Consider the following 20,558-nt stretch of genomic DNA (forward strand, 5'->3'; position numbering starts at 1 on the left):
ATCATACAGCGCGGCCAGACGCCCGCAATGCCATCAGGCGATGATGTCGGGGATAAGCTGATCCTCGATCCGCACGATCTCATCCTTGAGAGAGAGTTTGCGCTTTTTCAGACGGCGCAGTTGCAGCGGATCGGGCAGCGGCTGTTGTTCCAGCGCAAGGATCGCATCGTCGAGATCACGATGCTCGCGCCGCAGAACCTCCACCCGGATACGCAGCATTTCTTCCAGGTTGACGTCGCTCGGCACGTTCATGACAGATTCGCGGCTGTGATCTTCGTGTCACCTTAACCGATCCTGCGCCGCACGGGGGAAATTTCTGCGCCCGGACCCAAGGCTTGCAAGGTATCCCCCATCGCCCCATATTCGAAAGACGGGCGCCGCAAGGGCCTGCGCGATTTGTCGCTTCACGCAAGGACAAGCGAATGACGAAATTAAGCTTCGGGGCACATCCCCATCTTCTGGGATTCGAGCAGCTGGAACGGCTGGTGGAGCGGACGGCGAAATCCGCAGAGGGCTATCCCCCCTTCAACATCGAAGCTGTGGCCGACAACGCCTATCGCATCACGCTCGCCGTGGCGGGCTTTCGGGAAAGCGATCTGTCCATCACGGTGGAGGATCGCCAGCTGGTGATCCGCGGTCGGCAGGACGAAGACCCGAACGCCCGGGTGTTCCTGCATCGGGGCATCGCGGGCCGCGCCTTCCAGCGCAGCTTCGTACTGGCGGATGGCGTGGAAGTCGCCGGCGCCGATCTTGAGCATGGACTGCTGCATGTGGATCTGCGGCGCACCGTGCCCGACACCATCGTGCAGACCATTCCGATCCGCACGCAACGCCCATGACAGGAGGAACCGAGATGCAGACGACAGAGCAAGACGCCGAGCGGCTGGTCTATGTCCGCCCCGTCGCCGTGGCCGATCTGCCCGAGGATGTGCAGGAACAAGCCGAGGGTCTGGACACCCTCTACGCCCTGCACAACGCCGAGGGTGAGCAGCTTGCGCTGGTGCGCAACCGGCACATGGCGTTCCAGCTTGCGCTTCAGAACGACCTTGCGCCGGTGAACGTGCACTAGAACACGCGCGCCTCCCATGCGGCGACGCAGGGGCGCGCCGTGGGGCCGTAGGCTTGCGGCCCTGCCAGAAGCTCGGGGAAGATGCCCGTGATCTCGTTCCATTGGTCCTGATCGAGCACCGATGCCCCCCAATCCCCGGGGTGGTAGCTTTCGGTCCATGCGCCGTCGGAACGGACGATCTCATGCGCGTCGAACATCAGATGGACATAGGTGACCGTCTCGCACGGTTCGGCGCGGATGGTGATGTCGTTCGCAAGATGCTTGGCCGCGACCAGTACTTCCGCCGCGCCCACCGTCATTTCGGCGCGCCAGCCTTCGACCAGAATGCGGTGCTGCGGTGAAACGCGCATCGGCCGGTCGTTCCCCGCCGCGCCCGGCGCGAACAGGATCGGCGCCAGCGTCCCCTGACCGGACACCGCCCGCGCCCCGGCCCAGCGCACCGGCTGCGGCCCATGATCGAGCGTCTGGACGAGATCGCCCGCCACCAAATCCTCCACCCGGCGCTCCCCCTCGGGCGTCAGGATCATCGTTCCGGCCGCAAAGCAGGGCATCTGCCCCTGCCGGGCCGCGGTTTCGAGACCGTAATTCTCCACCCCGTCCCACTGACCGAGTTGGATGTCGGAGAAGGAATTGATGTTCGCGCCCTTGGGGATGTAGGCGTCGCGGGGCCGGATCAGATAGGTGCCGTCGGTGAAGACGAAGACATCCACCGGCATCTTCACCAACTGGCCGTTGATGCGCACGGTGCTGTTCTCATAGCGCATCATGTCGTAGATCGTCTTGGACTTGCCGTCGATGATCACGCGGTCCTTGCCCGCGCCCGATCCGTCATCGGTGTCGCTGTCGCGGATCAGACCGTCATTGTCGTCATCGTGCCAAGTGACGGTCTTCATCGCCTTCGACACGTCCAGCTTCGTGCCGTTCCCGGCCTTCTTGAACGTGTCGTCGGCATTGTCCGACACGACGCCGTTTCTGGTCTGGTAGTATTTCTCTTCCGCGAATTTGGGCCAGGTCTTGCTGACGTACCAGCCCCAGGTCGACGTATCCGACATCACCATTCTCCTTGTCACACGGAGATGCTGATGTCGGGGCACTGTGCCACGGGCTCGGCGCGGTCACGCCTTTCCCGTGGCTTTCACATAGAATGCCGAAAGTTAAAAATGTGCGGAATCGATGCCAGCCAGCCAGCGTTCGGCATCCAACGCCGCCATGCAGCCCATTCCGGCGCTGGTGATCGCCTGACGATAGACATGGTCCGTCAGATCGCCCGCCGCAAAGACACCCGGCACCGAGGTGCGGGTGCCCCCGGCCTCCACCTTCACATAGCCGTCGGAATGCAGTTCCAGTTGATCCTTCACCAGTTCCGAGGCCGGGGAATGGCCGATCGCGACGAAGAAGCCGTCGCAGGGGATCACGCGCTCGCTGCCGTCGCGGACATCGCGCACCCGCGCGCCCGTCACGCCAAGGGGGCCTTCGGTGCCGACGACCTCCTCCACGACGCTGTGCCATGCCAGTTCCACCTTGGGATGGTTGAACAGGCGGTCCTGAAGGATCTTTTCGGCCCGCAGGGTGTCGCGGCGGTGGATCAGCGTGACCTTGCTGGCGAAGTTCGTCAGGAACAGCGCCTCTTCGACGGCGGTGTTGCCGCCGCCCACCACCACGACCTCCTTGCCGCGATAGAAGAAGCCGTCGCAGGTCGCGCAAGCCGAAACGCCGAAGCCCTTGAACTTCTCCTCGCTCGGCAGACCGAGCCAGCGGGCCTGCGCGCCAGTGGCGAGGATCAGAGCGTCGGCGGTGAAGGTCGTGCCGCTATCGGCCTTGGCCACGAAGGGCCGCACCGACAGATCGAGGTCGGTGATGTAATCCGTCACGATGTCCGCCCCCATGGCGCGGGCATGTTCCTCCATGCGGACCATCAGGTCGGGGCCCTGCACATGCGTGTCGCCGGGCCAGTTCTCCACCTCGGTGGTGATGGTCAGCTGCCCGCCGGGCTGCAGCCCCTGCACGAGGACCGGTTCCAGCATGGCGCGCGCCGAATAGACGGCCGCCGTGTAGCCGGCAGGACCGGAGCCGATGATCAGAACCTTGCTGTGCCGCGTTTCGGCCATGGGAGCGCCCTTTCGATGATGCCGAGCCGATATAGGCGACGCAGGAAGACGCGAAAACCCCCGCTGGATGCGCGACACAATATTGCGCATGGACTGCGGCGCTTGTAATGTCCGGCCATCACGAACGGAGACTTACATGGCCGGATCGAAGCTCGATCCCATTGACCGGCAGATCCTGGCAGAACTTCAGGCGGACGGTCGAATCACCAATGTCGAACTTGCCCGGCGCGTGGGCATATCCGCCCCGCCCTGCCTGCGCCGCGTCCGCGCGCTGGAGGAGGCCGGATACATCCAAGGCTATCACGCCCGCATCGACCCGCGTCAGATGGGGTTCGAGGTGCAGGTGTTTGCGATGGTCCGCCTGAACAGTCAGGCCGAGCGCGATCTGTCCGCCTTCGAGGAACATTGCCGCTCGTTGCCGCTGGTGCGCGAATGCCACATGCTGAACGGCGAGATCGACTTCATCCTGAAATGCGTCGCGCCGGATCTGAGCACGTTTCAGACCTTCCTGACGCAGCACCTCACCTCGGCGGCGAATGTCGCCAGCGTGAAGACCAGCCTCGTGATCCGGGGGGCCAAGGACGAACCCGGCGTCCCCTTCAACGTGCTGGAGGCGCGGATCAAAGCCGGATCGACGCGATAAGGCGGCCGTAATCGGCCTCTCCGGCATGGGTGGCACGGCGGAAGGAATAGAACCGCTCCGCATCCGAATAGGTGCAGTGGCCGGTCCATTCGGCCTCTGCCCCCGCCGCGCGCAGACGCGACAGACCAAAGCCCGGCAGATCGAACAGCAGCCGGTCCCCCTGCCCCTGCGCGAAGAAGCGGGCATGGGCATCGTCCTCGGCCATGAAGGTGGCCAGAAGCTCCGGCCCCACCTCATAGGCGCGTTGGCTGATGCAGGGGCCGATCACCGCGCGGATGTCGCTCGCCCCCAGATCGCGCATCGCCTCCACCGTCGCTTCGAGGATGCCGGCGATGGCGCCCTTCCATCCGGCATGGGCGGCGCCGATCACCCCCGCGGCCGGATCGGCCAGCAGCACCGGCTGGCAATCGGCCGTCAGGATCGACAGCACGGTGCCGGGGTGGTTGGTCACCATGGCATCGGCGGCGGGGCTTCCTTCGAACGGGGCCGTGACCACATCGGCGGAATGGACCTGTTGCAGGGTGCGGATGGCATCCGGGGCCACGTCCATCGCCTCGGCGACGCGGGCGCGGTTGATCGCCACGACCTCCGGCATGTCCGTGCTGCCGAACCCGCAATTCAGCCCGGCGAACACGCCCGAGGATGCGCCCCCCTTGCGGGTGAAGAAGCTATGGCGCAGCGGATGCAGCGCGCGGGAGGTGATGATGTCGAGCGTCATGCGAATCCCGGTGGTGGTGGTGCTTGCGGCGCCGTGATGGCCAGCGCCTTGAACAGTTCGCCCATCTGCCCCGGTTCGGTCAACCGCTGCATCGCGGTGACGTGGCGATCATCGCCGCCCGCCGACAACCGCTCGGCCCGCGCCGCGATGCCGAGCGCGGTCAGAAGCTGCCCCTGCGTGGTATAGGACGGCCGCAGCCGCGCCAGCGCCGCGAAATCGACATGCGCCGTCAGATCCGCCTGCCCCGGCGCGGCAAAGGGATCGACATAGGCATGATCGGCCATCGCCTGAAACGTATCGCCGCGCGATTGCCAGCCGCCGTAATCGACGATCAGCGCCATGCCCCCCACCGCCACGCGGGCGGCGATCGCATCCATGATCGGCGCGGCTTGGGGGCAGATCTCTACCACATCGCCGTCCGCGGTGTCGGCAAGGCGCGCCTCGAGGGCAGGCAGCGCGATCGGGGCGGAAAGGCCGGGGCGCAGGTCGGGGCCGACCACACGTTCCCGCCATGCCGCGCCGTCGCGCACGAATTGGCGGATCGGCAGGGCATCGAAGAACTCGTTCGCCACCAGCCAAAGCGGGCCGTCCGGCATATCGTGCACGCTGCCGACATGCCGCGCCTCTGGAACGCGCTGCGCTTGGATCGCGCGCAAGCGGGGGCTCGCCTCCACCAGAACGACATCGGCGCTGGCGTGAAAGCCGGGAACCTTCCGGGTTGCGCGCAGGATGTCGGCCATCAGCGTGCCGCGCCCCGGGCCAAGCTCGGCCAAGGTGAAGGGCCCGCCCCCCGACATCAGCCAGTGCTGCGCAAGGCAGAGGCCCAACAGCTCACCGAACATCTGGCTGATCTCGGGGGCGGTGATGAAATCGCCCGCCGTGCCAAAGGGCTCGCGCGTGGTGTAATAGCCGTGGACGGGATGCAGCAGGCATTCGGCCATGTAGTCGGCAAGGCTGATCGGCCCCGTCTGCGCGATGCGCCGCGCGAGGATGTCGCCCAGCGGCGTCACGCCCGCCGGGCCCGCAGGATCAGCCACAGGCCGATGGCGATCATCGGCAGCGACAGCGCCTGCCCCTGCGTCAGCCCATAGCCGCCGATCTGCCATGCAAGGCCAAGGGGATTGCCGGGCGAGACGAATTGCGCATCCGGCTGGCGGACGAATTCCACCAGAAAGCGCGCGATGCCGTAGCCCGCGACGAAGGTGCCGCAGATCGCCCCCGGCCATTTCAGCCAGCCGCGCCGCAGGATCAGCACCCAGATCAGCGCAAAGAGCAGGATGCCCTCCAGCGCCGCCTCGTAAAGCTGCGAGGGATGGCGCGCGCAGATCCCCTCCACCCCCGGACAGAACTGCGCGGCATCGCCGGGGAAGGCGACGCCCCAAGGCAGATCGGTGGGACGGCCCCAGAGTTCGGCATTGATGAAATTGGCGATGCGCCCGAAGAACAGCCCCGGCGGCACCGCCAGCGCCATTAGATCGGCCGCGGCCAGCCGGCCGATCCCCTCCCGCGCACAGAAGATCCATGTGGCGACGATCACGCCAAGGAAGCCGCCGTGGAACGACATCCCCCCCTGCCAGACCTGAAGGATCTGCCCGGGATTGGCGGCGTAATAGCCCGGCTCGTAGAAGAGCACGAACCCCATGCGCCCGCCCAGCACGACGCCGAAGATGACCCATGTGAGCAGACGCTCCACCTGCTCGGCGGTCATGGGGGGTGTGGCAGCGGGCCAGAGGCCGGTGCAGGCGATCGCGCGCCGCACGATCCACCAGCCCAGCAGCAAGCCCGTGATATAGGCCAGCGCATACCAGCGCAGCGAGAAGGCGAAGCTGCCAAGATGCAGCGTGAAAATCTCGGGTGAGATATCCGGGAAGGGAATGTAGCTCATGGCGCCTCAGCTGCTTTGCGCGCTTTGTCCGGCGCGGCGGCAGGGTTGTCAACCGCGCCCCGCGCCGCCATATCATGGGGCAAGTGAACAGGAGATGCCATGACCGCGCGTTCCAAGATTTTCGACGATATGTCGCAGCTGATGACCAATGCGATGGGCGTCGCCCAAGGTGCCCGCACCGAGGCGGAGACCGCCTTTCGCGGCATGGTCGATCGCTGGCTGGCCGACCGCGACCTCGTGACCCGCGAGGAGTTCGAGGCCGTCCGCCTGATGGCCGTGAAGGCCCGCGAGCAGAACGAGGCGCTGACCGCGCGCATCGCCGCGCTGGAGGCAAAGCACGCGGAATGATCCGCGTTGCCGTCCGGGCTTTGATCCTCGATCCGCAGGGCCGCCTGCTGATCGTGAACGCATGGCCCGGCGGCGTGTCGGATCTGTGGACCGCCCCCGGGGGCGGCGCCGATCCGCATATGTCGCTTCCCGGCAACCTCATCCGCGAGGTGCATGAGGAAACCGGCCTGACGATCGAGGTCGGTGCCCCTGCCATGGTGAACGAATTCCACGATCCCCATGGCTCTTTCCATCAGGTCGATGTCTATTTCCGATGCCGGGTGACTGCGGGGGAGCTGTCCGAGGACTGGCGCGACCCCGAGGGCGTGGTGGTGCATCGCCGCTGGGTCTCGCGCGAGGAGCTTGCCAGCCTGCGCGTCAAGCCGGACAGCCTTGCCCGCGCCGCGTGGGATGGCGGCATGATCTATGATCCGTTGGAGCCGATCATCCGCTGAAGGCCCCAGACCGCCGCCGCGCCGCAAAGGGCCGGCAGGACGAACCCCGACCCCACCCCCAAGACCAGCACCAGCGGGGCCAATGCCGGGCCGCGCAGCATCTGGTGCCACGCCGCCCCGCCAAGCGCCAATGCCGCACCGGCGGCAAGCGCGATGACGAGCACCTCCCCGTGCAGGGGTGGATGGGCTGCCAGAAGCAGGATTGCCGCCGGGGCCGCCAGAACCAGATGGCTCGCATGCCGGTCGAGCGTGTCGCCGCGCCGCGCCAGAACCGCCTGAACGCCGAAGCCTGCCCCGGCCAGCACCCCCATCGGTGCCCCGGACCAAAGCGCAATCGCCGCGCAACCGCCCGCCCATACCCATGCGCCGCAAATGACCGGATCGCGCAGCGCGACGCGCGCGGCCAGCGCCGTGAGCGCCGCACCCATGCAAAAGCCCGTCGCCACCGCGCCCATCCCGGCCTCGGCCCATGCGAGCCCCGCGATCCAGACGATGCATCCTGCCGCCCCGCCGAAGCTGCACCCATCCAGCCGCAGCCGGGGCGGACGCTCCGTCCGCTTGCGGCGCACCAAAAGCACGAGCCACATGCCAAAGGCACCGGAGGCCAGCACCGTCCCGGCCAGAACCCCCGGCTCCGCCACCCCGCGCCCCTGCAGGATCAGCGCCAGACAGGCCGCGATGCCAAGAAGAGCGGGGATCAGGAGCGCAGGCCCGTCTCGTAGAGAAGGCCCTTACGCTTCGCCTCGTAGTAATAGCCTTTGGAGTACCACTCCACCGCCTTGTCCTGATTGCCGTTCGACACCATCCATGCACCGCGCAGATATTTCATCGCGTATTTCAGATTGGTGTCGGCATCCAGAAGCTGCGTCGGCTCCCCCTTGAAGCCCATGATGCGGGCGGTCTGCGGGGCGATCTGCATCAGACCGAAATAGCTGCCGTTGCGGGCGGTGGGGTTGTAGGTGCTTTCGCGGCGCACGACGCGGTGCGCAAGGCTGCGGGGCACGCCATAGAGATCGGCATAACGATCCACCATCCGGGCGACCTCCACCCGGCCCGCCGGGATCTGCAAGTCGGCCGACGCGCTCCGCGATACGGTCCCTCCCCCGCCACAGGCCGACAGGCCAAGGATCAGCGTCAGGGCAAGGGCGGCACGCAGCATATGTCTGTCCCGGGAATGTTGGCGTTGCGAAGGACGCTACCGGCTTGGCCCGCAGCCCGGCAAGCGCCGGATACCGCTGTCAACCCGCATGGGCGGATTCTTGCGCAAAGAAAAAGGGGCGCCCCGAAGGACGCCCCCCTGTTTCCAAACGGAAACGGCAGCTTACATCATGCCGCCCATGCCGCCCATGTCGGGCATACCGCCGCCAGCGGCCGCTTTCGGCTCGGGCTTCTCGGCGATCATCGCTTCGGTGGTGATCAGCAGCGAGGCCACCGACGCCGCGTCTTCCAGCGCGGTGCGGACGACTTTCGCCGGGTCGATCACGCCGAAGGCGAACATGTCGCCATACTCTTCGGTCTGAGCGTTGAAGCCGAACTTCAGATCGCCCGACTCGCGGATCTTGCCCGCGACGACCGAACCGTCCACGCCCGCGTTCTGAGCGATCTGACGCAGCGGCGCTTCCAGCGCGCGGCGCACGATGGCGATACCCGCGTTCTGGTCGGAGTTCGCACCCTCGACGCCTTCCAGAGCCTTGCCGCCTTGGATCAGAGCGACACCGCCACCGACGACGACACCTTCTTGCACAGCCGCGCGCGTTGCGTTCAGGGCGTCATCGACGCGGTCCTTACGCTCTTTTACTTCGACTTCGGTCATGCCGCCGACGCGGATGACGGCAACGCCGCCAGCCAGCTTGGCAACACGCTCTTGCAGCTTCTCGCGGTCGTAGTCCGAGGTGGTTTCCTCGATCTGCGTGCGGATCTGAGCCACGCGAGCGGCGATCTCGGCTTTGTCGCCAGCACCGTCGACGACGGTCGTCGCGTCTTTGGTGATGGTGACTTTCTTGGCTTTGCCGAGCATGTCGATGGTGACATTCTCAAGCTTCATGCCGAGGTCTTCGGAGATGACCTGACCGCCGGTCAAGATCGCGATGTCCTGCAGCATGGCCTTACGACGATCGCCGAAGCCCGGAGCCTTCACGGCTGCGATCTTCAGACCGCCGCGCAGCTTGTTGACGACCAGCGTGGCCAGAGCCTCGCCTTCGACGTCCTCGGCGATGATGATCAGCGGCTTTTGCGACTGGATCACAGATTCCAGCAGCGGAACCATCGGTTGCAGCGAGGAGAGTTTCTTCTCGTGCAGCAGGATCAGCGCGTCGTCCAGTTCCGCGACCATCTTGTCGGGGTTCGTGACGAAGTAGGGCGACAGGTAGCCGCGGTCGAACTGCATGCCTTCGACGACTTCGGTCTCGGTCTCGAGGCCTTTGTTCTCTTCGACGGTGATGACACCCTCGTTGCCGACCTTCTGCATCGCGTCCGCGATCTGCTGACCGATCTCACGCTCGCCGTTGGCGGAGATGGTGCCGACTTGGGCGACTTCGGCGGAATCGTTCACCGGGCGGGCGGCCGCACGGATCGCCGCAACCACTTTGGACGTCGCGAGGTCGATGCCGCGCTTGAGGTCCATCGGGTTCATGCCGGCGGCAACGGCCTTCAGGCCGTCCTTGATGATGGCTTGCGCCAGCACCGTCGCGGTCGTGGTGCCGTCACCGGCTTCGTCGTTGGTGCGGGAAGCGACTTCCTTCACCATCTGGGCGCCCATGTTCTCGAACTTGTCGGACAGTTCGATTTCCTTGGCGACCGAAACACCGTCCTTCGTGATGCGCGGGGCACCGAAGGATTTCTCGATCACGACGTTGCGGCCTTTGGGGCCCAGCGTCACCTTCACGGCGTCTGCGAGGATGTTCACGCCGCGCAGCATGCGGTCGCGGGCATCGGTATCGAATTTGACGTCCTTGGCCATTCTCTAGCTCCTGTCAGTCTGTATTGCGTTAGAGGAAGCGACGGGTCCGGATCAGGACATGATCCCGAGGATGTCGCTTTCCTTCATGATCAGCAGCTCTTTGCCGTCGATGGTCACTTCGGTGCCGGACCACTTGCCGAACAGGATGCGATCGCCTTCCTTGACGGAGGGTGCGATCAGCTCGCCCGAATCCTTGCGCGCACCTTCGCCCACGGCGATGATCTCGCCCTCGGACGGCTTTTCTTTGGCGCTGTCGGGGATGATCAGGCCGCCCTTGGTCTTTTCTTCGCCTTCGATGCGGCGGACCAGAACACGGTCGTGCAACGGTTTGAATGCCATCTGGGAACTCCCTTGGGATCCACGGTTGAATGTTTTTAGCACTCACCTCATGGGAGTGCTAACGGCAGCAGAGTTATGCAGGCCGGGCCGAGGTGTCAACGCCCCGCAAGACGAAATTTTTGTGGCGGGGGGAACGAGATGCGTGCAAGCCTGCGCGCCATGAAAGCCATGCTTGCCGGACTGTTCCTCTGCTTTGCCACGGCGGCCAACGCCATGTGCGAAGGGCGCAACCTGATCGACGCCTTGGGGGCCGATGCGCGGGCAGAGCTCGATGCCGCGACGGCCCGCGTGCCCTATGCCCAAGGCAATCTTTGGCGGGCGACGCGCGGGAACAGCACGGTCTGGCTGGTCGGGACCTATCACCTTGGCGATCCGCGCACCGAGGCGGCCTTGCAGCGGATCGCGCCGCTTCTGTCCCGCGCCACGCGCCTTCTGGTGGAGGCCGGCCCCGAGGAGGAAGCCCGCCTCGCCGCGCATCTGCGCACCCATCCCGAGGCGATCATGACCCCGGCCGATGCCCCAGCCCTTGCCGACAGCCTCCCCCCGGACGAAGGCGACGCCCTGACCCGTGCGCTGGCCGCGCGGGGCGTCACCGGCGATGCGGCGGCGCGGATGCGGCCGTGGTACGCCGCGATGCTGCTGGGGATTGCGCCTTGCGCGATGGGGCCGGACGCCGCCGAGGGGCTGGACCATCGCCTGATCGACATGGCCAAGGCGCAGGACATCCCCATCACGGCGCTGGAGCCTTATGACACCCTGCTGACCCTCTTCGCCGATCAATCGCAGGCCGAGCAATTGGACATGATCCGCCTTGCCCTGCCCGATGAACCGGCCTCCGCCGATCAAGCTGTCACGCTGGCGGATGCCTATTTCGCGGCCGATTCCCGGCGTATGTGGGAGTATCTGCGCCTCTTCGGCACCGATCCGCGCCCGCAAACCGAAACGGACCGCGATTATGCGCAGATGGAGGAGCGGCTTTTGTCGCAGCGCAACCGCGCTTGGGTGCCGGTCCTCGAAACGCACAGCGCCGAAGGTGCGGTTCTCGCAGCCTTCGGCGCCTTGCATCTATCTGGGGATCACGGTGTGCTGGCCCTGATGCACCGGGCCGGCTTCACCCTGACCCGCCTTGATTAGGCGGCGTTCGGAACCGCAGCCGGGTTGATGCCCAGCACGGCGAGGTCGCCCACTTCGGGATTGCGACGCGCTTCGAACGCGAAGGCGACGCGGGCGGCGGCGGCGAACATGTGGCAAGCGGCTTCGATACGCGACAGCAGGTTCAGCGGGGAAGCGGCGGCGAGCGTGGCGGCAGCGGTGTTCATGAGATCATCCTGTTCTGCATCATGTGGCGTTGGATCATAGATGCGCCCACCACCCCCTCGGGACAACGCCAGATGCGACAGTCCCGCCATGCATCCTGCGCATACGCCATTCCGCCGATGCACGGCAAACAGGCAGATCTGCGCGACGTGACATCCGCGCGGGGCCGCCCTATACCATGCTCAACGCCAATCCGAGGGAAGCACATCATGATCAAGGTCTTCGGCCACACATCCCCCGACACCGACTCCGCGGCCTCCGCGATCGTCTGGGCCTGGTACCTGTCGGAGATTCAGGGAACACCCGCGCGGCCGTTCCTTCTGGGCACCCCCAACACCGAGGCCGCCTTCGTGCTGAAGCATTGGGGCGTCGAGCAGCCGCAGATGCTGGATCTGGCCGCAGGCGACGAGGTCGTGATCGTCGACACCAACAACCCCGCCGAACTGCCCGCCAACATCGCCGATGCCTCGATCACCGCGATCATCGACCACCACCTGCTGATCGGCGGGCTGCACACCAAGACGCCGATCGACATCACGATCCGCCCGCTCGCCTGCACGGCCACGATCATGTACGATCTGATGGGCAGCGCCGTCGAAAAGGCGCCGAACCAGATCAAGGGCCTGATGCTGTCCTGCATCCTGTCCGACACGCTGGAATTCCGCAGCCCGACCACCACCCCGCATGACCGCGCCGTGGCCGAGGATCTGGCCCGCCACCTGCGCGTGGACATCAGCGCCTTCGCGGCCGAGATGTTCGCGGCGAAATCCGACGTGTCCGCCTATTCCGAAGCCGCGCTGCTGACGATGGATTCCAAGGCCTACGAGGTCGGCGGCAAGGAGCTTCGCATCTCCGTCTTGGAAACCACCTCCCCCGCGCAGATCTTGTCCCGCAAGGACGCGCTGATCGCCGCCATGCCCGGCGTCGCGGCCGACAAGGGCGCCGATCAGGTCCTGCTGTTCATCGTGGACATCCTGAACGAGGAAGCGACGCTGATCATCCCGAACGATCTGGTCCGCACCATCGCGGAAAAGAGCTTCGGCGTCACGGCCAAGGGCGACACCGTCGTGCTGCCCGGCGTGATGAGCCGCAAGAAACAGATCATCCCGGTTCTGGCCGTCTGATGGCCCGCGTCATCGACAGCTTGGCCGAGCTTGGCCAGTACCGCGCGCTCTTTTGCGACATCTGGGGCTGCCTGCATGACGGGCTGGCCCCCTTCCCCGACGCGGTTGCGGCGCTTCAGGCGTTCCGCAAGCGCGGGGGCGTGGTGATCCTCGTCTCCAACTCTCCGCGCCCCGGTGCGGGTGTTGCGGCGCAGCTCGATATGCTGGGCGTGCCGCGCGATGCGTGGGATGATATCGCAACCTCGGGCGATGCGGCGCAATATGCGATGCTGACCGGGGCGGTGGGCACCAAGGTGTTCCATATCGGCGCCCCCAAGGACGAGACGTTCTTTGCCGAACTCTCGTCCGATCTGCGCACCGTCGCCGAGGAACGCCCGCCCATCGCGCGCGTCCCGCTGGAGGAGGCCGAGGGCATCGTCTGCACCGGCCTCTTCGACGAGACGGTGGAAACGCCCGCCGACTATGCCGAGATTCTGGATCAGGTAAAGGCGCGCGGGCTGCGCCTTTTGTGCGCCAATCCCGACATCGAGGTCGATATCGGCACGACGCGCGTCTTTTGCGCCGGGGCCATCGCGCAGGCCTATGACCGGATGGGCGGCGACAGCCTCTATCTCGGCAAGCCGCACCCGCCGATCTACGATCTGGCGCGCCGCCGTCTTGCCGCCATCGCGGATGTCGCCCCCGCCGAGACGCTGTGCGTCGGCGACGGCATCCTGACGGATGTGCAGGGCGGCGTGAACGAGGGGCTCGATTCGCTCTTCATCACCTCGGGCCTTGCGGCGGGCCATTTCGGCGACGACACCGCCAATCCCGACGCGACGCTGCTGGAACGCTGGCTGATCGAGCAGACGCTTGATCCGACCTATGCGATCGGCCATCTGCGCTGAAGGGGACGGCGGCGATATGACGATGACGATCCACAGGGATTGGCGGAACATTCCGGCCGGGGCGCGCGGCGCTTCGGTCGCGATGGGCAACTTCGACGGCCTGCATCTTGGCCATCAGGCGGTGCTGGATCTGGCCCGCACCGCCGCGCCCCTCGGGATCGTGACGTTCGAACCGCATCCGCGCGAGGTCTTCGCCCCTGACCTTGCCCCGTTCCGGCTGATGAACGCCGAGGCGCGGGCCAACCGCATCGCCAAGCTGGGGGTCGATCACCTCTATGAACTGCCCTTCGGGCCGGAACTGGCGGGGCTGACGCCCGAAGCCTTTGCCCGCGAAGTGCTGGCCGAAGGGCTGGGCGTGACGCATGTCGTCATAGGGCGCGATTTCCGGTTCGGCGCGGGCCGGGCGGGCGATGCCGTGACGCTGGCCGCATTGGGCCGCGATTGCGGGTTCGATGTGACCATCGCCGAACTCGTGGGCCTTGCGGGGCGGCAAATCTCCTCCACCGCGATCCGTACCGCGCTGTCCGAAGGCGATCCGCGTGCGGCGGCGGCCATGCTCGGCCATTGGCACCGGATCGAGGGGGAGGTGCTGCACGGCGACAAACGGGGCCGCGTTCTGGGCTATCCCACGGCGAACATGGCGCTGCGGGGGCTGCACCTGCCGCGCTTTGGCGTCTATGCCGTGCTGGTGGATGTGCTGACGGGGCCGCAGGCCGGGCGCTATCGCGGGGCCGCCAGCCTTGGGGTGCGCCCGATGTTCGACGGCGATGTCCCGAACCTCGAGACGTTCCTGTTCGATTTCTCCGGCGATCTCTATGGGCAGCATCTGTCGGTCGCATTCGTGGACTATCTGCGCCCCGAACAACGCTTCGACGGTCTGCCGGCGCTGATCGCGCAGATGGATGCCGATTGCGACCGGGCGCGCGGCCTGCTCGCGGCCCTTTGACAACCGTCGCCGCAACCCCCATCTGGGACCGATGATGCGCGAAAGATTCTGGGACACTGTGAAGCTGAAGGACATGACGCCCCAGGAATGGGAAGCGTTGTGCGACGGCTGCGGCAAATGCTGCCTGAACAAGATCGAGTTCGAGGATACGAACGAGATCGCCTTCACCCGTGTGGCCTGCAAGCTGCTGGACGGGGAAAGCTGTTTCTGCAGCAAATACGAGACGCGCCGCAATTACGTTCCCGATTGCGTGCAGCTGACCCCGGCGAAACTGCCCGAGGTCGCCTATTGGCTGCCCCGCACCTGCGCCTATCGCCGCCTGCACGAAGGCAAGCCCCTGCCCGATTGGCACCACCTGCTGACCGGCGACCGCGAGGCGATTCACCGGGCCAAAGCCTCCGTCAGGGGCTGGACCGTTCCCGAATATCAGGTATCCGAGGAGGACTGGGAAGATTACCTGATCGAGGAGACCCCCTGATGTTCTTCGCCTCCGACAACGCCTCGGCTGTCCCGCCGCAGGTGATTGACGCCCTCGCCCGTGCCAATGACGGCTACGAGATGCCCTATGGCAACGATACGGTCATGACGGGCGTGCGCGCCCGCCTGCGCGAGGTGTTCGAGGCGCCGGAGGCGGCGGTCTATCTCGTCTCCACGGGCACGGCGGCGAATGTGCTGTCGCTGGCCTGCCTCTGCCCGCCTTGGGGCGCGGTCCTGTGCCACGACACGGCGCATGTGCAGGTCGATGAATGCAACGCCCCCGAGGCGTTCATGAATGGCGGCAAGCTGCTGACGGTGCCGGGCGATGGCGGACGGATCGACCCGGAGGCGCTGAAAGAGGCGCTCGCGCGTCTGCTGCCGGCGGCCGTGCACAATGCCCAGCCCGCCGCCCTGACCCTGACCAACACGACCGAGATGGGCACCGTCTATTCCCCCGATCAGGTTGCGCAGCTGGCAGGCCTTGCGAAGGGTGCGGGCCTGTCGGTTCATATGGACGGCGCGCGTTTCGCCAATGCCCTCGTCTCCAGCGGGGCCACACCGGCCGAGATGACGTGGAAGGCCGGGGTGGATGTGCTGTCCTTCGGCGGCACCAAGAACGGGCTGATGGGCGTCGAGGCGGTGATCCTCTTCGATCCCGCCAAGGCGCAGGAGTTCGAGTTCCGCCGAAAGCGGGGCGCGCAGCTCTTTTCCAAGCATCGGTATCTTTCGGCACAGATGCAGGCCTATCTGGCGGATGATCTGTGGCTGGACCTTGCCAAGCGCGCCAACCGTGCCGCCGCGCGGCTTGCGGATGGCATCGCCGCCCTGCCCGGCGGGCGCCTGATGCATCCGGTGGAAGCGAACATGCTCTTCGCCGAATTCCCCGCCGAGGGCCATGCCCGCGCAACGGCCGCCGGGGCCACCTATTACAACCTCGCGGAACTGGCGGGCGGGTCGGAACTCGGGGCGCGGCTGGTCACATCGTGGTCCACCAGCGACGCCGAGGTTGACGCTTTCCTGTCACACCTGCGGGGATAAGGCGTTCACGACACGGGCATTGGGTGCTATGCGGTGCGGAAGATTCCGCTGCCAAGGATAGTCCCATGCCCGCCCTCACCGAGCCGAAGCTGATTTCCGGCAATGCCAACCTGACGCTTGCCAAATCGATCGCCCGCCGCATGGCGGTGCATCGCGGCATGGCCGTGAGCCTTGTCGATGCCCGCGTCGAACGGTTCAACGATCAGGAGATCTTCGTGGAGGTCTACGAGAATGTCCGGGGTGAGGACATGTTCGTGATCCAGCCGACCTCGAACCCGGCCAACGACAACCTGATGGAACTGCTGATCATCACGGATGCGCTGCGCCGCTCTTCGGCCGATCGCATCACGGCGGTGATCCCCTATTTCGGCTATGCCCGCCAAGACCGCCGCGCCAAGGCCCGCACACCCATCTCGGCCAAGCTGGTGGCGAACCTTCTGGTGGAGGCGGGGGTGGATCGCATCCTGACGCTCGATCTGCATGCCGCGCAGATTCAGGGCTTCTTCGACATCCCGGTGGACAACCTCTATTCCGCGCCGATCTTCGCGCTGGATATCGAGCATCACTTCAAGAACCAGATGGATGACGTGATGATCATCTCGCCGGATGTGGGCGGCGTCGCCCGCGCGCGCGAGATCGCCAAGCGCATCAACGCCCCGCTCGCCATCGTGGACAAGCGCCGCGAAAAGGCCGGTGAGATCGCGGAGATGAAGGTCATCGGCGATGTGTCCGGCAAGACCTGCATCATCGTGGACGACATCTGCGACACGGCCGGGACGCTCTGCAAGGCCGCCGAGGTGCTGGTGGAGAATGGCGCGACCGAAGTCCACGCCTATATCACCCACGGCGTCCTGTCCGGCCCCGCGGTGGAGCGTGTGTCGAAATCGGTCATGAAGACGCTCGTCATCACCGATTCCATCGAGCCGACGGATGCGGTGCGCGCCTGCGACAACATCCGCATCGTGCCGACCGCCCCGATGTTCGCCCAAGCGATTCTGAACACATGGAACGGGACCAGCGTCTCCTCCCTCTTCGAGACGGACACGTTGGTGCCGATCTACGAGGGCCTCTATTCGCGCTGATCTCAGCCGTCGACGTCCCAGTCGTCTTCCGACATCACCGGGCCGATTGCCATCCAGTCGGCCCGGACGCGCGCGACCCGCGTGTCGGACCAGGTTCGAAACACCAGATCGAAGCCCCAGCGGCTGATGTTTTCGGCACAGATGTCGGCCCGCAGCGCCGTTTCTTGCGCCACATCCCACATGGAGATGGAAACGGTCACGGTCGGGTCCGCCGTGAACGCCTCGGGGAAGCTGACGGCCTGCCGCATTTCACGCGGGCCTGTCCCCGTCCACATGGGGCCGTCATTCGAGAAATCGGAGAACAGCACCTGAGAGCCGTTCGTTACGCCGATGGTTGCGGAGTTGAGATATTTCATCTGGTCCTGCTTTTCGTGCGGCGAAGGATACTGACCTGAACGAAAAGGGAAAGGCCCCGCGATGCGGGGCCTTGCAACTTGCTTAACTGGGGCTGGATCAGTAACCGGCCGACGCGCGCAGCGCGATCAGATCGGCGACCTTCTTATCGGCCAGCGCCTTGTCTTCGGGCAGCGCCACTTCGGCAAGGCTGCGGGCCTCGGCCACCAGCTCGTCGAAGATGTTCGCGCTCGTCTCATCGACCGGGATGGCCTGTTCGGCCAGCACCGAGAGCGACGGACCGGACGCTTCGGCAAAGCCACCCGTCACGGCGAAGGTCAGATGACCCTGCGGACCGATGGCCTTGAGGATGCCGGGGCGCAGCGTAGTGATCGTGGGCGCATGGCCCGCCATCACCGTCATGTCACCCTCGGCCCCCGGGATCATCACCTCGGTCGCGGGAACGGAAGCGAGCTTCCGTTCCGGGGTCACGAGGTCGAATTGCAGGGTATCGGCCATGTCGTCCCCTTACGCCGCCGCCTTGGCAAGCTTCTCGGCTTTCGCCTTCACTTCCTCGATGCCGCCGACCATGTAGAAGGCCGCTTCCGGAAGGTGATCGTATTCACCCGCGACCACCGCCTTGAACGAGGCGATCGTGTCTTCCAGCGGAACCTGCTTGCCGTCCGCGCCGGTGAAGATCTTCGCCACGTCGAAAGGCTGCGACAGGAAGCGCTGGATCTTGCGGGCGCGGGCCACCGTCAGCTTGTCCTCTTCCGACAGCTCGTCCATCCCGAGGATGGCGATGATGTCCTGAAGCGACTTGTAGCGCTGAAGGATGCCCTGCACGTCGCGGGCGACCTTGTAGTGCTCTTCGCCGACGATCTGCGGGTCCATCAGACGCGAGGTCGAGTCGAGCGGGTCGACCGCCGGGTAGATCCCCAGCTCCGAGATCGCGCGGCTCAGCGTCGTCGTCGCATCGAGGTGCGCGAAGGACGTGGCCGGTGCCGGGTCGGTCAGGTCGTCGGCCGGAACGTAGATGGCCTGCACCGAGGTGATGGAGCCCTTCTTCGTCGAGGTGATGCGTTCCTGCAGCGCGCCCATGTCGGTCGCCAGCGTCGGCTGGTAACCCACGGCGGACGGGATGCGGCCCAGCAGCGCCGACACTTCCGAACCGGCCTGCGTGAAGCGGAAGATGTTGTCCACGAAGAACAGCACGTCCGAACCCGAGGTGTCGCGGAACTGCTCGGCCAGCGTCAGGCCGGTCAGCGCGATGCGCGCACGCGCGCCCGGAGGCTCGTTCATCTGGCCATAGACCAGCGCCACTTTGGATTCCGCAAGATTGTCCGGCTTGATGACGCCCGATTCGATCATCTCGTGATAGAGGTCGTTCCCCTCACGCGTCCGTTCACCCACGCCGGCGAACACGGAATAGCCCGAGTGCACCTTGGCGATGTTGTTGATCAGTTCCATGATCAGAACCGTCTTGCCCACACCGGCGCCGCCGAAGAGGCCGATCTTGCCGCCCTTGGCATAGGGGGCCAGCAGGTCGATGACCTTGATGCCCGTCACGAGGATCTCGGACGTGGTGGCCTGCTGATCGAAGTCCGGGGCGGGCTGGTGAATCGAGCGGGTTTCCACGGCGGCGACCGGACCGGCTTCGTCGATCGGCTCGCCGATGACGTTCAGGATGCGGCCGAGCGTGGCATCGCCCACCGGGACGGTGATCGGCGCGCCCATGTCGGTGACCGGCGCGCCGCGGACCAGCCCTTCGGTGGAGTCCATGGCGATTGCGCGGACGGTGTTCTCACCCAGATGCTGGGCGGTTTCCAGAACCAGCGTCTTGCCGTTGTTTTCCGTCGTCAGCGCGTTGAGGATCGCGGGCAGGCCGCCCTCGAACTGCACGTCCACGACGGCGCCGATGACTTGCGTCACCTTTCCTTGTGCTGCTTCAGCCATGTCGTTTCTCCGTTCGGGATCAGAGCGCCTCGGCGCCCGAGATGATTTCGATAAGCTCTTTGGTGATCGCGGCCTGACGGGTCCGGTTGTACTCGATCGTCAGGTCGTTGATCATCTCGCCCGCGTTGCGGGTCGCGTTGTCCATCGCGCTCATCCGCGCGCCCTGCTCGGACGCGGCATTTTCCAGAAGTGCCGTGAAGATCTGCGTCGCCACACCGCGCGGCAGCAGATCCGCAAGGATCTCCGCTTCCGACGGCTCGTAGTCGTAATCCGTCCGCTCCTCGCCGGTGGCGGGGAAGACGGCCGGGATCACCTGCTGCGCCGTCGGCACCTGACTGATGACCGACACGAAGCGGGCGTAGAAGATCGTCGCAACGTCGAACTCCTCGCCGTCGAAGCGCGACAGCACCTCGCGCGCGATGTGCTGCGCGTGGGTGTAGTTCAGCTTCTTGGCATCCGACAGGTCCACATGACCGACGAACAGATGGGCGAAATCGCGGCGAAGCTGCTCGCGGCCCTTCTTGCCGACGGTCAGGATCTTCACCGTCTTGCCCTCGGCCAGCAGCGCCGTCAGACGCTGGCGCGCCTTGCGCACGATCGAGGAGTTGAAGCCACCGCAGAGACCGCGCTCCGCCGTCATCACGACCAGAAGGTGCACGGCGTCCCGCCCCGTGCCGGACAGGAGACGCGGCGCGCCATCCGTGCCCTGCACCGAGCCGGCGAGCCCGCCCATCACGGCGTTCATCCGTTCGGCATAGGGGCGCGCAGCCTCCGCCGAGTCCTGCGCACGGCGCAGTTTCGCGGCGGCGACCATCTGCATCGCCTTCGTGATCTTCCGCGTGTTCTTGACGCTTCCGATCCGATTTTTCAGGTCCTTAAGGCTGGGCATGCGTTA

The 20,558-nt window shown here is 65.8% G+C and carries 27 protein-coding genes; 12 read left to right on the plus strand and 15 right to left on the minus strand.

Features of this window, described 5'->3' with window-relative positions; genetic code table 11:
• Positions 1-33: 33 nt before the first annotated feature.
• On the minus strand, positions 34-252 hold the full coding sequence (locus GR316_RS05465; RefSeq protein ID WP_211784999.1) for a YdcH family protein: 219 nt from the start codon (positions 250-252) through the stop codon (positions 34-36).
• A gap of 170 nt (positions 253-422) precedes the next feature.
• Here GR316_RS05465 and GR316_RS05470 point away from each other — a divergent pair, with 170 nt between their 5' ends.
• Entirely contained in the window at positions 423-839 is a 417-nt protein-coding gene (locus GR316_RS05470; RefSeq protein ID WP_211785000.1) for an Hsp20 family protein, read from the plus strand.
• Positions 840-853: 14 nt separating this feature from the next.
• Positions 854-1,069 carry a DUF1150 family protein gene (locus GR316_RS05475; RefSeq protein ID WP_211785001.1) on the plus strand — a complete coding sequence of 72 codons (216 nt, stop codon included), beginning with the start codon at positions 854-856 and terminating at the stop codon, positions 1,067-1,069.
• On the opposite strand, the gene GR316_RS05480 is transcribed toward GR316_RS05475, so the two are convergent.
• The gene (locus GR316_RS05480) at positions 1,066-2,121 is read right to left on the minus strand and encodes a Hint domain-containing protein (RefSeq protein WP_211785002.1); all 1,056 of its coding nucleotides are present in this window, start codon (positions 2,119-2,121) and stop codon (positions 1,066-1,068) included. The two genes, GR316_RS05475 and GR316_RS05480, sit on opposite strands and share 4 nt — an antisense overlap.
• A 102-nt stretch (positions 2,122-2,223) precedes the next feature.
• On the minus strand, positions 2,224-3,177 hold the full coding sequence (trxB, locus tag GR316_RS05485) for a thioredoxin-disulfide reductase (protein WP_211785003.1): 954 nt from the start codon (positions 3,175-3,177) through the stop codon (positions 2,224-2,226).
• Between the two features lie 136 nt (positions 3,178-3,313).
• On the opposite strand from trxB, the gene GR316_RS05490 reads away from it, so the two are divergent.
• On the plus strand, positions 3,314-3,820 hold the full coding sequence (locus GR316_RS05490) for an Lrp/AsnC family transcriptional regulator (protein ID WP_211785004.1): 507 nt from the start codon (positions 3,314-3,316) through the stop codon (positions 3,818-3,820).
• Here the strand turns inward: GR316_RS05490 and pgeF are convergent.
• The 3 genes from pgeF to lgt are packed head-to-tail and all read right to left on the minus strand — an operon-like array spanning position 3,798 to position 6,423.
• Complete coding sequence (gene pgeF, locus GR316_RS05495; RefSeq protein WP_211785005.1) at positions 3,798-4,538, minus strand: peptidoglycan editing factor PgeF; 741 nt, start codon at positions 4,536-4,538, stop codon at positions 3,798-3,800. The genes GR316_RS05490 and pgeF overlap by 23 nt on opposite strands.
• On the minus strand, positions 4,535-5,548 hold the full coding sequence (locus tag GR316_RS05500) for a class I SAM-dependent methyltransferase (protein WP_211785118.1): 1,014 nt from the start codon (positions 5,546-5,548) through the stop codon (positions 4,535-4,537). The genes pgeF and GR316_RS05500 overlap by 4 nt, the downstream gene beginning before the upstream one ends.
• A complete protein-coding gene (gene lgt / locus GR316_RS05505) occupies positions 5,545-6,423 on the minus strand; it encodes a prolipoprotein diacylglyceryl transferase (protein ID WP_211785006.1) in 879 nt (292 codons plus the stop codon). The genes GR316_RS05500 and lgt overlap by 4 nt, the downstream gene beginning before the upstream one ends.
• Positions 6,424-6,522: 99 nt before the next feature.
• Between lgt and GR316_RS05510 the strand changes: the two genes are divergently transcribed.
• Both GR316_RS05510 and GR316_RS05515 read left to right on the plus strand, forming a co-directional pair.
• Positions 6,523-6,771, plus strand: a complete 249-nt coding sequence (locus GR316_RS05510; RefSeq protein ID WP_211785007.1) for an accessory factor UbiK family protein — start codon at positions 6,523-6,525, stop codon at positions 6,769-6,771.
• Positions 6,768-7,205: an NUDIX domain-containing protein gene (locus GR316_RS05515; protein WP_211785008.1), complete on the plus strand. Its 438-nt coding sequence runs from the start codon at positions 6,768-6,770 to the stop codon at positions 7,203-7,205. The genes GR316_RS05510 and GR316_RS05515 overlap by 4 nt, the downstream gene beginning before the upstream one ends.
• Here the strand turns inward: GR316_RS05515 and GR316_RS05520 are convergent.
• The 4 genes from GR316_RS05520 to groES all read right to left on the minus strand — a co-directional run bounded on the left by GR316_RS05520 (position 7,175) and on the right by groES (position 10,503).
• Positions 7,175-7,846: a hypothetical protein gene (locus tag GR316_RS05520; protein ID WP_211785009.1), complete on the minus strand. Its 672-nt coding sequence runs from the start codon at positions 7,844-7,846 to the stop codon at positions 7,175-7,177. The two genes, GR316_RS05515 and GR316_RS05520, sit on opposite strands and share 31 nt — an antisense overlap.
• Before the next feature lie 56 nt (positions 7,847-7,902).
• Positions 7,903-8,364, minus strand: a complete 462-nt coding sequence (locus GR316_RS05525) for a lytic transglycosylase domain-containing protein (protein WP_211785010.1) — start codon at positions 8,362-8,364, stop codon at positions 7,903-7,905.
• Positions 8,365-8,526: 162 nt separating this feature from the next.
• Positions 8,527-10,164, minus strand: coding sequence for a chaperonin GroEL (gene groL / locus GR316_RS05530; RefSeq protein ID WP_211785011.1), 1,638 nt, complete (start codon positions 10,162-10,164; stop codon positions 8,527-8,529).
• Between the two features lie 51 nt (positions 10,165-10,215).
• Complete coding sequence (gene groES / locus GR316_RS05535) at positions 10,216-10,503, minus strand: co-chaperone GroES (protein WP_211785012.1); 288 nt, start codon at positions 10,501-10,503, stop codon at positions 10,216-10,218.
• A gap of 159 nt (positions 10,504-10,662) precedes the next feature.
• Here groES and GR316_RS05540 point away from each other — a divergent pair, with 159 nt between their 5' ends.
• Positions 10,663-11,637: a TraB/GumN family protein gene (locus GR316_RS05540; protein ID WP_211785013.1), complete on the plus strand. Its 975-nt coding sequence runs from the start codon at positions 10,663-10,665 to the stop codon at positions 11,635-11,637.
• Here the strand turns inward: GR316_RS05540 and GR316_RS05545 are convergent.
• The gene (locus GR316_RS05545) at positions 11,634-11,822 is read right to left on the minus strand and encodes a hypothetical protein (RefSeq protein ID WP_211785014.1); all 189 of its coding nucleotides are present in this window, start codon (positions 11,820-11,822) and stop codon (positions 11,634-11,636) included. The two genes, GR316_RS05540 and GR316_RS05545, sit on opposite strands and share 4 nt — an antisense overlap.
• A gap of 207 nt (positions 11,823-12,029) precedes the next feature.
• Between GR316_RS05545 and GR316_RS05550 the strand changes: the two genes are divergently transcribed.
• The 6 genes from GR316_RS05550 (at position 12,030) to GR316_RS05575 (ending at position 17,374) form a co-directional block, all read left to right on the plus strand.
• On the plus strand, positions 12,030-12,944 hold the full coding sequence (locus GR316_RS05550) for a manganese-dependent inorganic pyrophosphatase (protein ID WP_211785015.1): 915 nt from the start codon (positions 12,030-12,032) through the stop codon (positions 12,942-12,944).
• Positions 12,944-13,831, plus strand: a complete 888-nt coding sequence (locus tag GR316_RS05555) for a TIGR01459 family HAD-type hydrolase (protein ID WP_211785016.1) — start codon at positions 12,944-12,946, stop codon at positions 13,829-13,831. Before GR316_RS05550 ends, GR316_RS05555 begins: the two co-directional genes overlap by 1 nt.
• Before the next feature lie 22 nt (positions 13,832-13,853).
• The gene (locus GR316_RS05560; protein ID WP_211785119.1) at positions 13,854-14,777 is read left to right on the plus strand and encodes a bifunctional riboflavin kinase/FAD synthetase; all 924 of its coding nucleotides are present in this window, start codon (positions 13,854-13,856) and stop codon (positions 14,775-14,777) included.
• A gap of 34 nt (positions 14,778-14,811) precedes the next feature.
• Positions 14,812-15,255 (plus strand): YcgN family cysteine cluster protein, encoded by a 444-nt coding sequence (locus tag GR316_RS05565; RefSeq protein WP_211785120.1) that lies wholly within the window; start codon positions 14,812-14,814, stop codon positions 15,253-15,255.
• Complete coding sequence (locus GR316_RS05570; RefSeq protein ID WP_211785017.1) at positions 15,255-16,292, plus strand: threonine aldolase family protein; 1,038 nt, start codon at positions 15,255-15,257, stop codon at positions 16,290-16,292. Before GR316_RS05565 ends, GR316_RS05570 begins: the two co-directional genes overlap by 1 nt.
• 65 nt (positions 16,293-16,357) lie before the next feature.
• A complete protein-coding gene (locus GR316_RS05575; protein ID WP_211785018.1) occupies positions 16,358-17,374 on the plus strand; it encodes a ribose-phosphate pyrophosphokinase in 1,017 nt (338 codons plus the stop codon).
• A gap of 2 nt (positions 17,375-17,376) precedes the next feature.
• Here GR316_RS05575 and GR316_RS05580 read toward each other — a convergent pair whose 3' ends face one another.
• The 4 genes from GR316_RS05580 to GR316_RS05595 all read right to left on the minus strand — a co-directional run bounded on the left by GR316_RS05580 (position 17,377) and on the right by GR316_RS05595 (position 20,552).
• Positions 17,377-17,730: an H-type lectin domain-containing protein gene (locus GR316_RS05580; protein ID WP_211785019.1), complete on the minus strand. Its 354-nt coding sequence runs from the start codon at positions 17,728-17,730 to the stop codon at positions 17,377-17,379.
• A gap of 97 nt (positions 17,731-17,827) precedes the next feature.
• Positions 17,828-18,226, minus strand: coding sequence for a F0F1 ATP synthase subunit epsilon (locus tag GR316_RS05585; protein ID WP_211785020.1), 399 nt, complete (start codon positions 18,224-18,226; stop codon positions 17,828-17,830).
• Between the two features lie 9 nt (positions 18,227-18,235).
• Positions 18,236-19,663 carry a F0F1 ATP synthase subunit beta gene (gene atpD, locus GR316_RS05590; protein ID WP_211785021.1) on the minus strand — a complete coding sequence of 476 codons (1,428 nt, stop codon included), beginning with the start codon at positions 19,661-19,663 and terminating at the stop codon, positions 18,236-18,238.
• Between the two features lie 19 nt (positions 19,664-19,682).
• Positions 19,683-20,552 carry a F0F1 ATP synthase subunit gamma gene (locus GR316_RS05595; protein ID WP_211785022.1) on the minus strand — a complete coding sequence of 290 codons (870 nt, stop codon included), beginning with the start codon at positions 20,550-20,552 and terminating at the stop codon, positions 19,683-19,685.
• Between the last annotated feature and the right edge of the window lie 6 nt (positions 20,553-20,558).

It is taken from the genome of Falsirhodobacter algicola, from assembly GCF_018279165.1.
GTDB lineage: Bacteria > Pseudomonadota > Alphaproteobacteria > Rhodobacterales > Rhodobacteraceae > Falsirhodobacter > Falsirhodobacter algicola.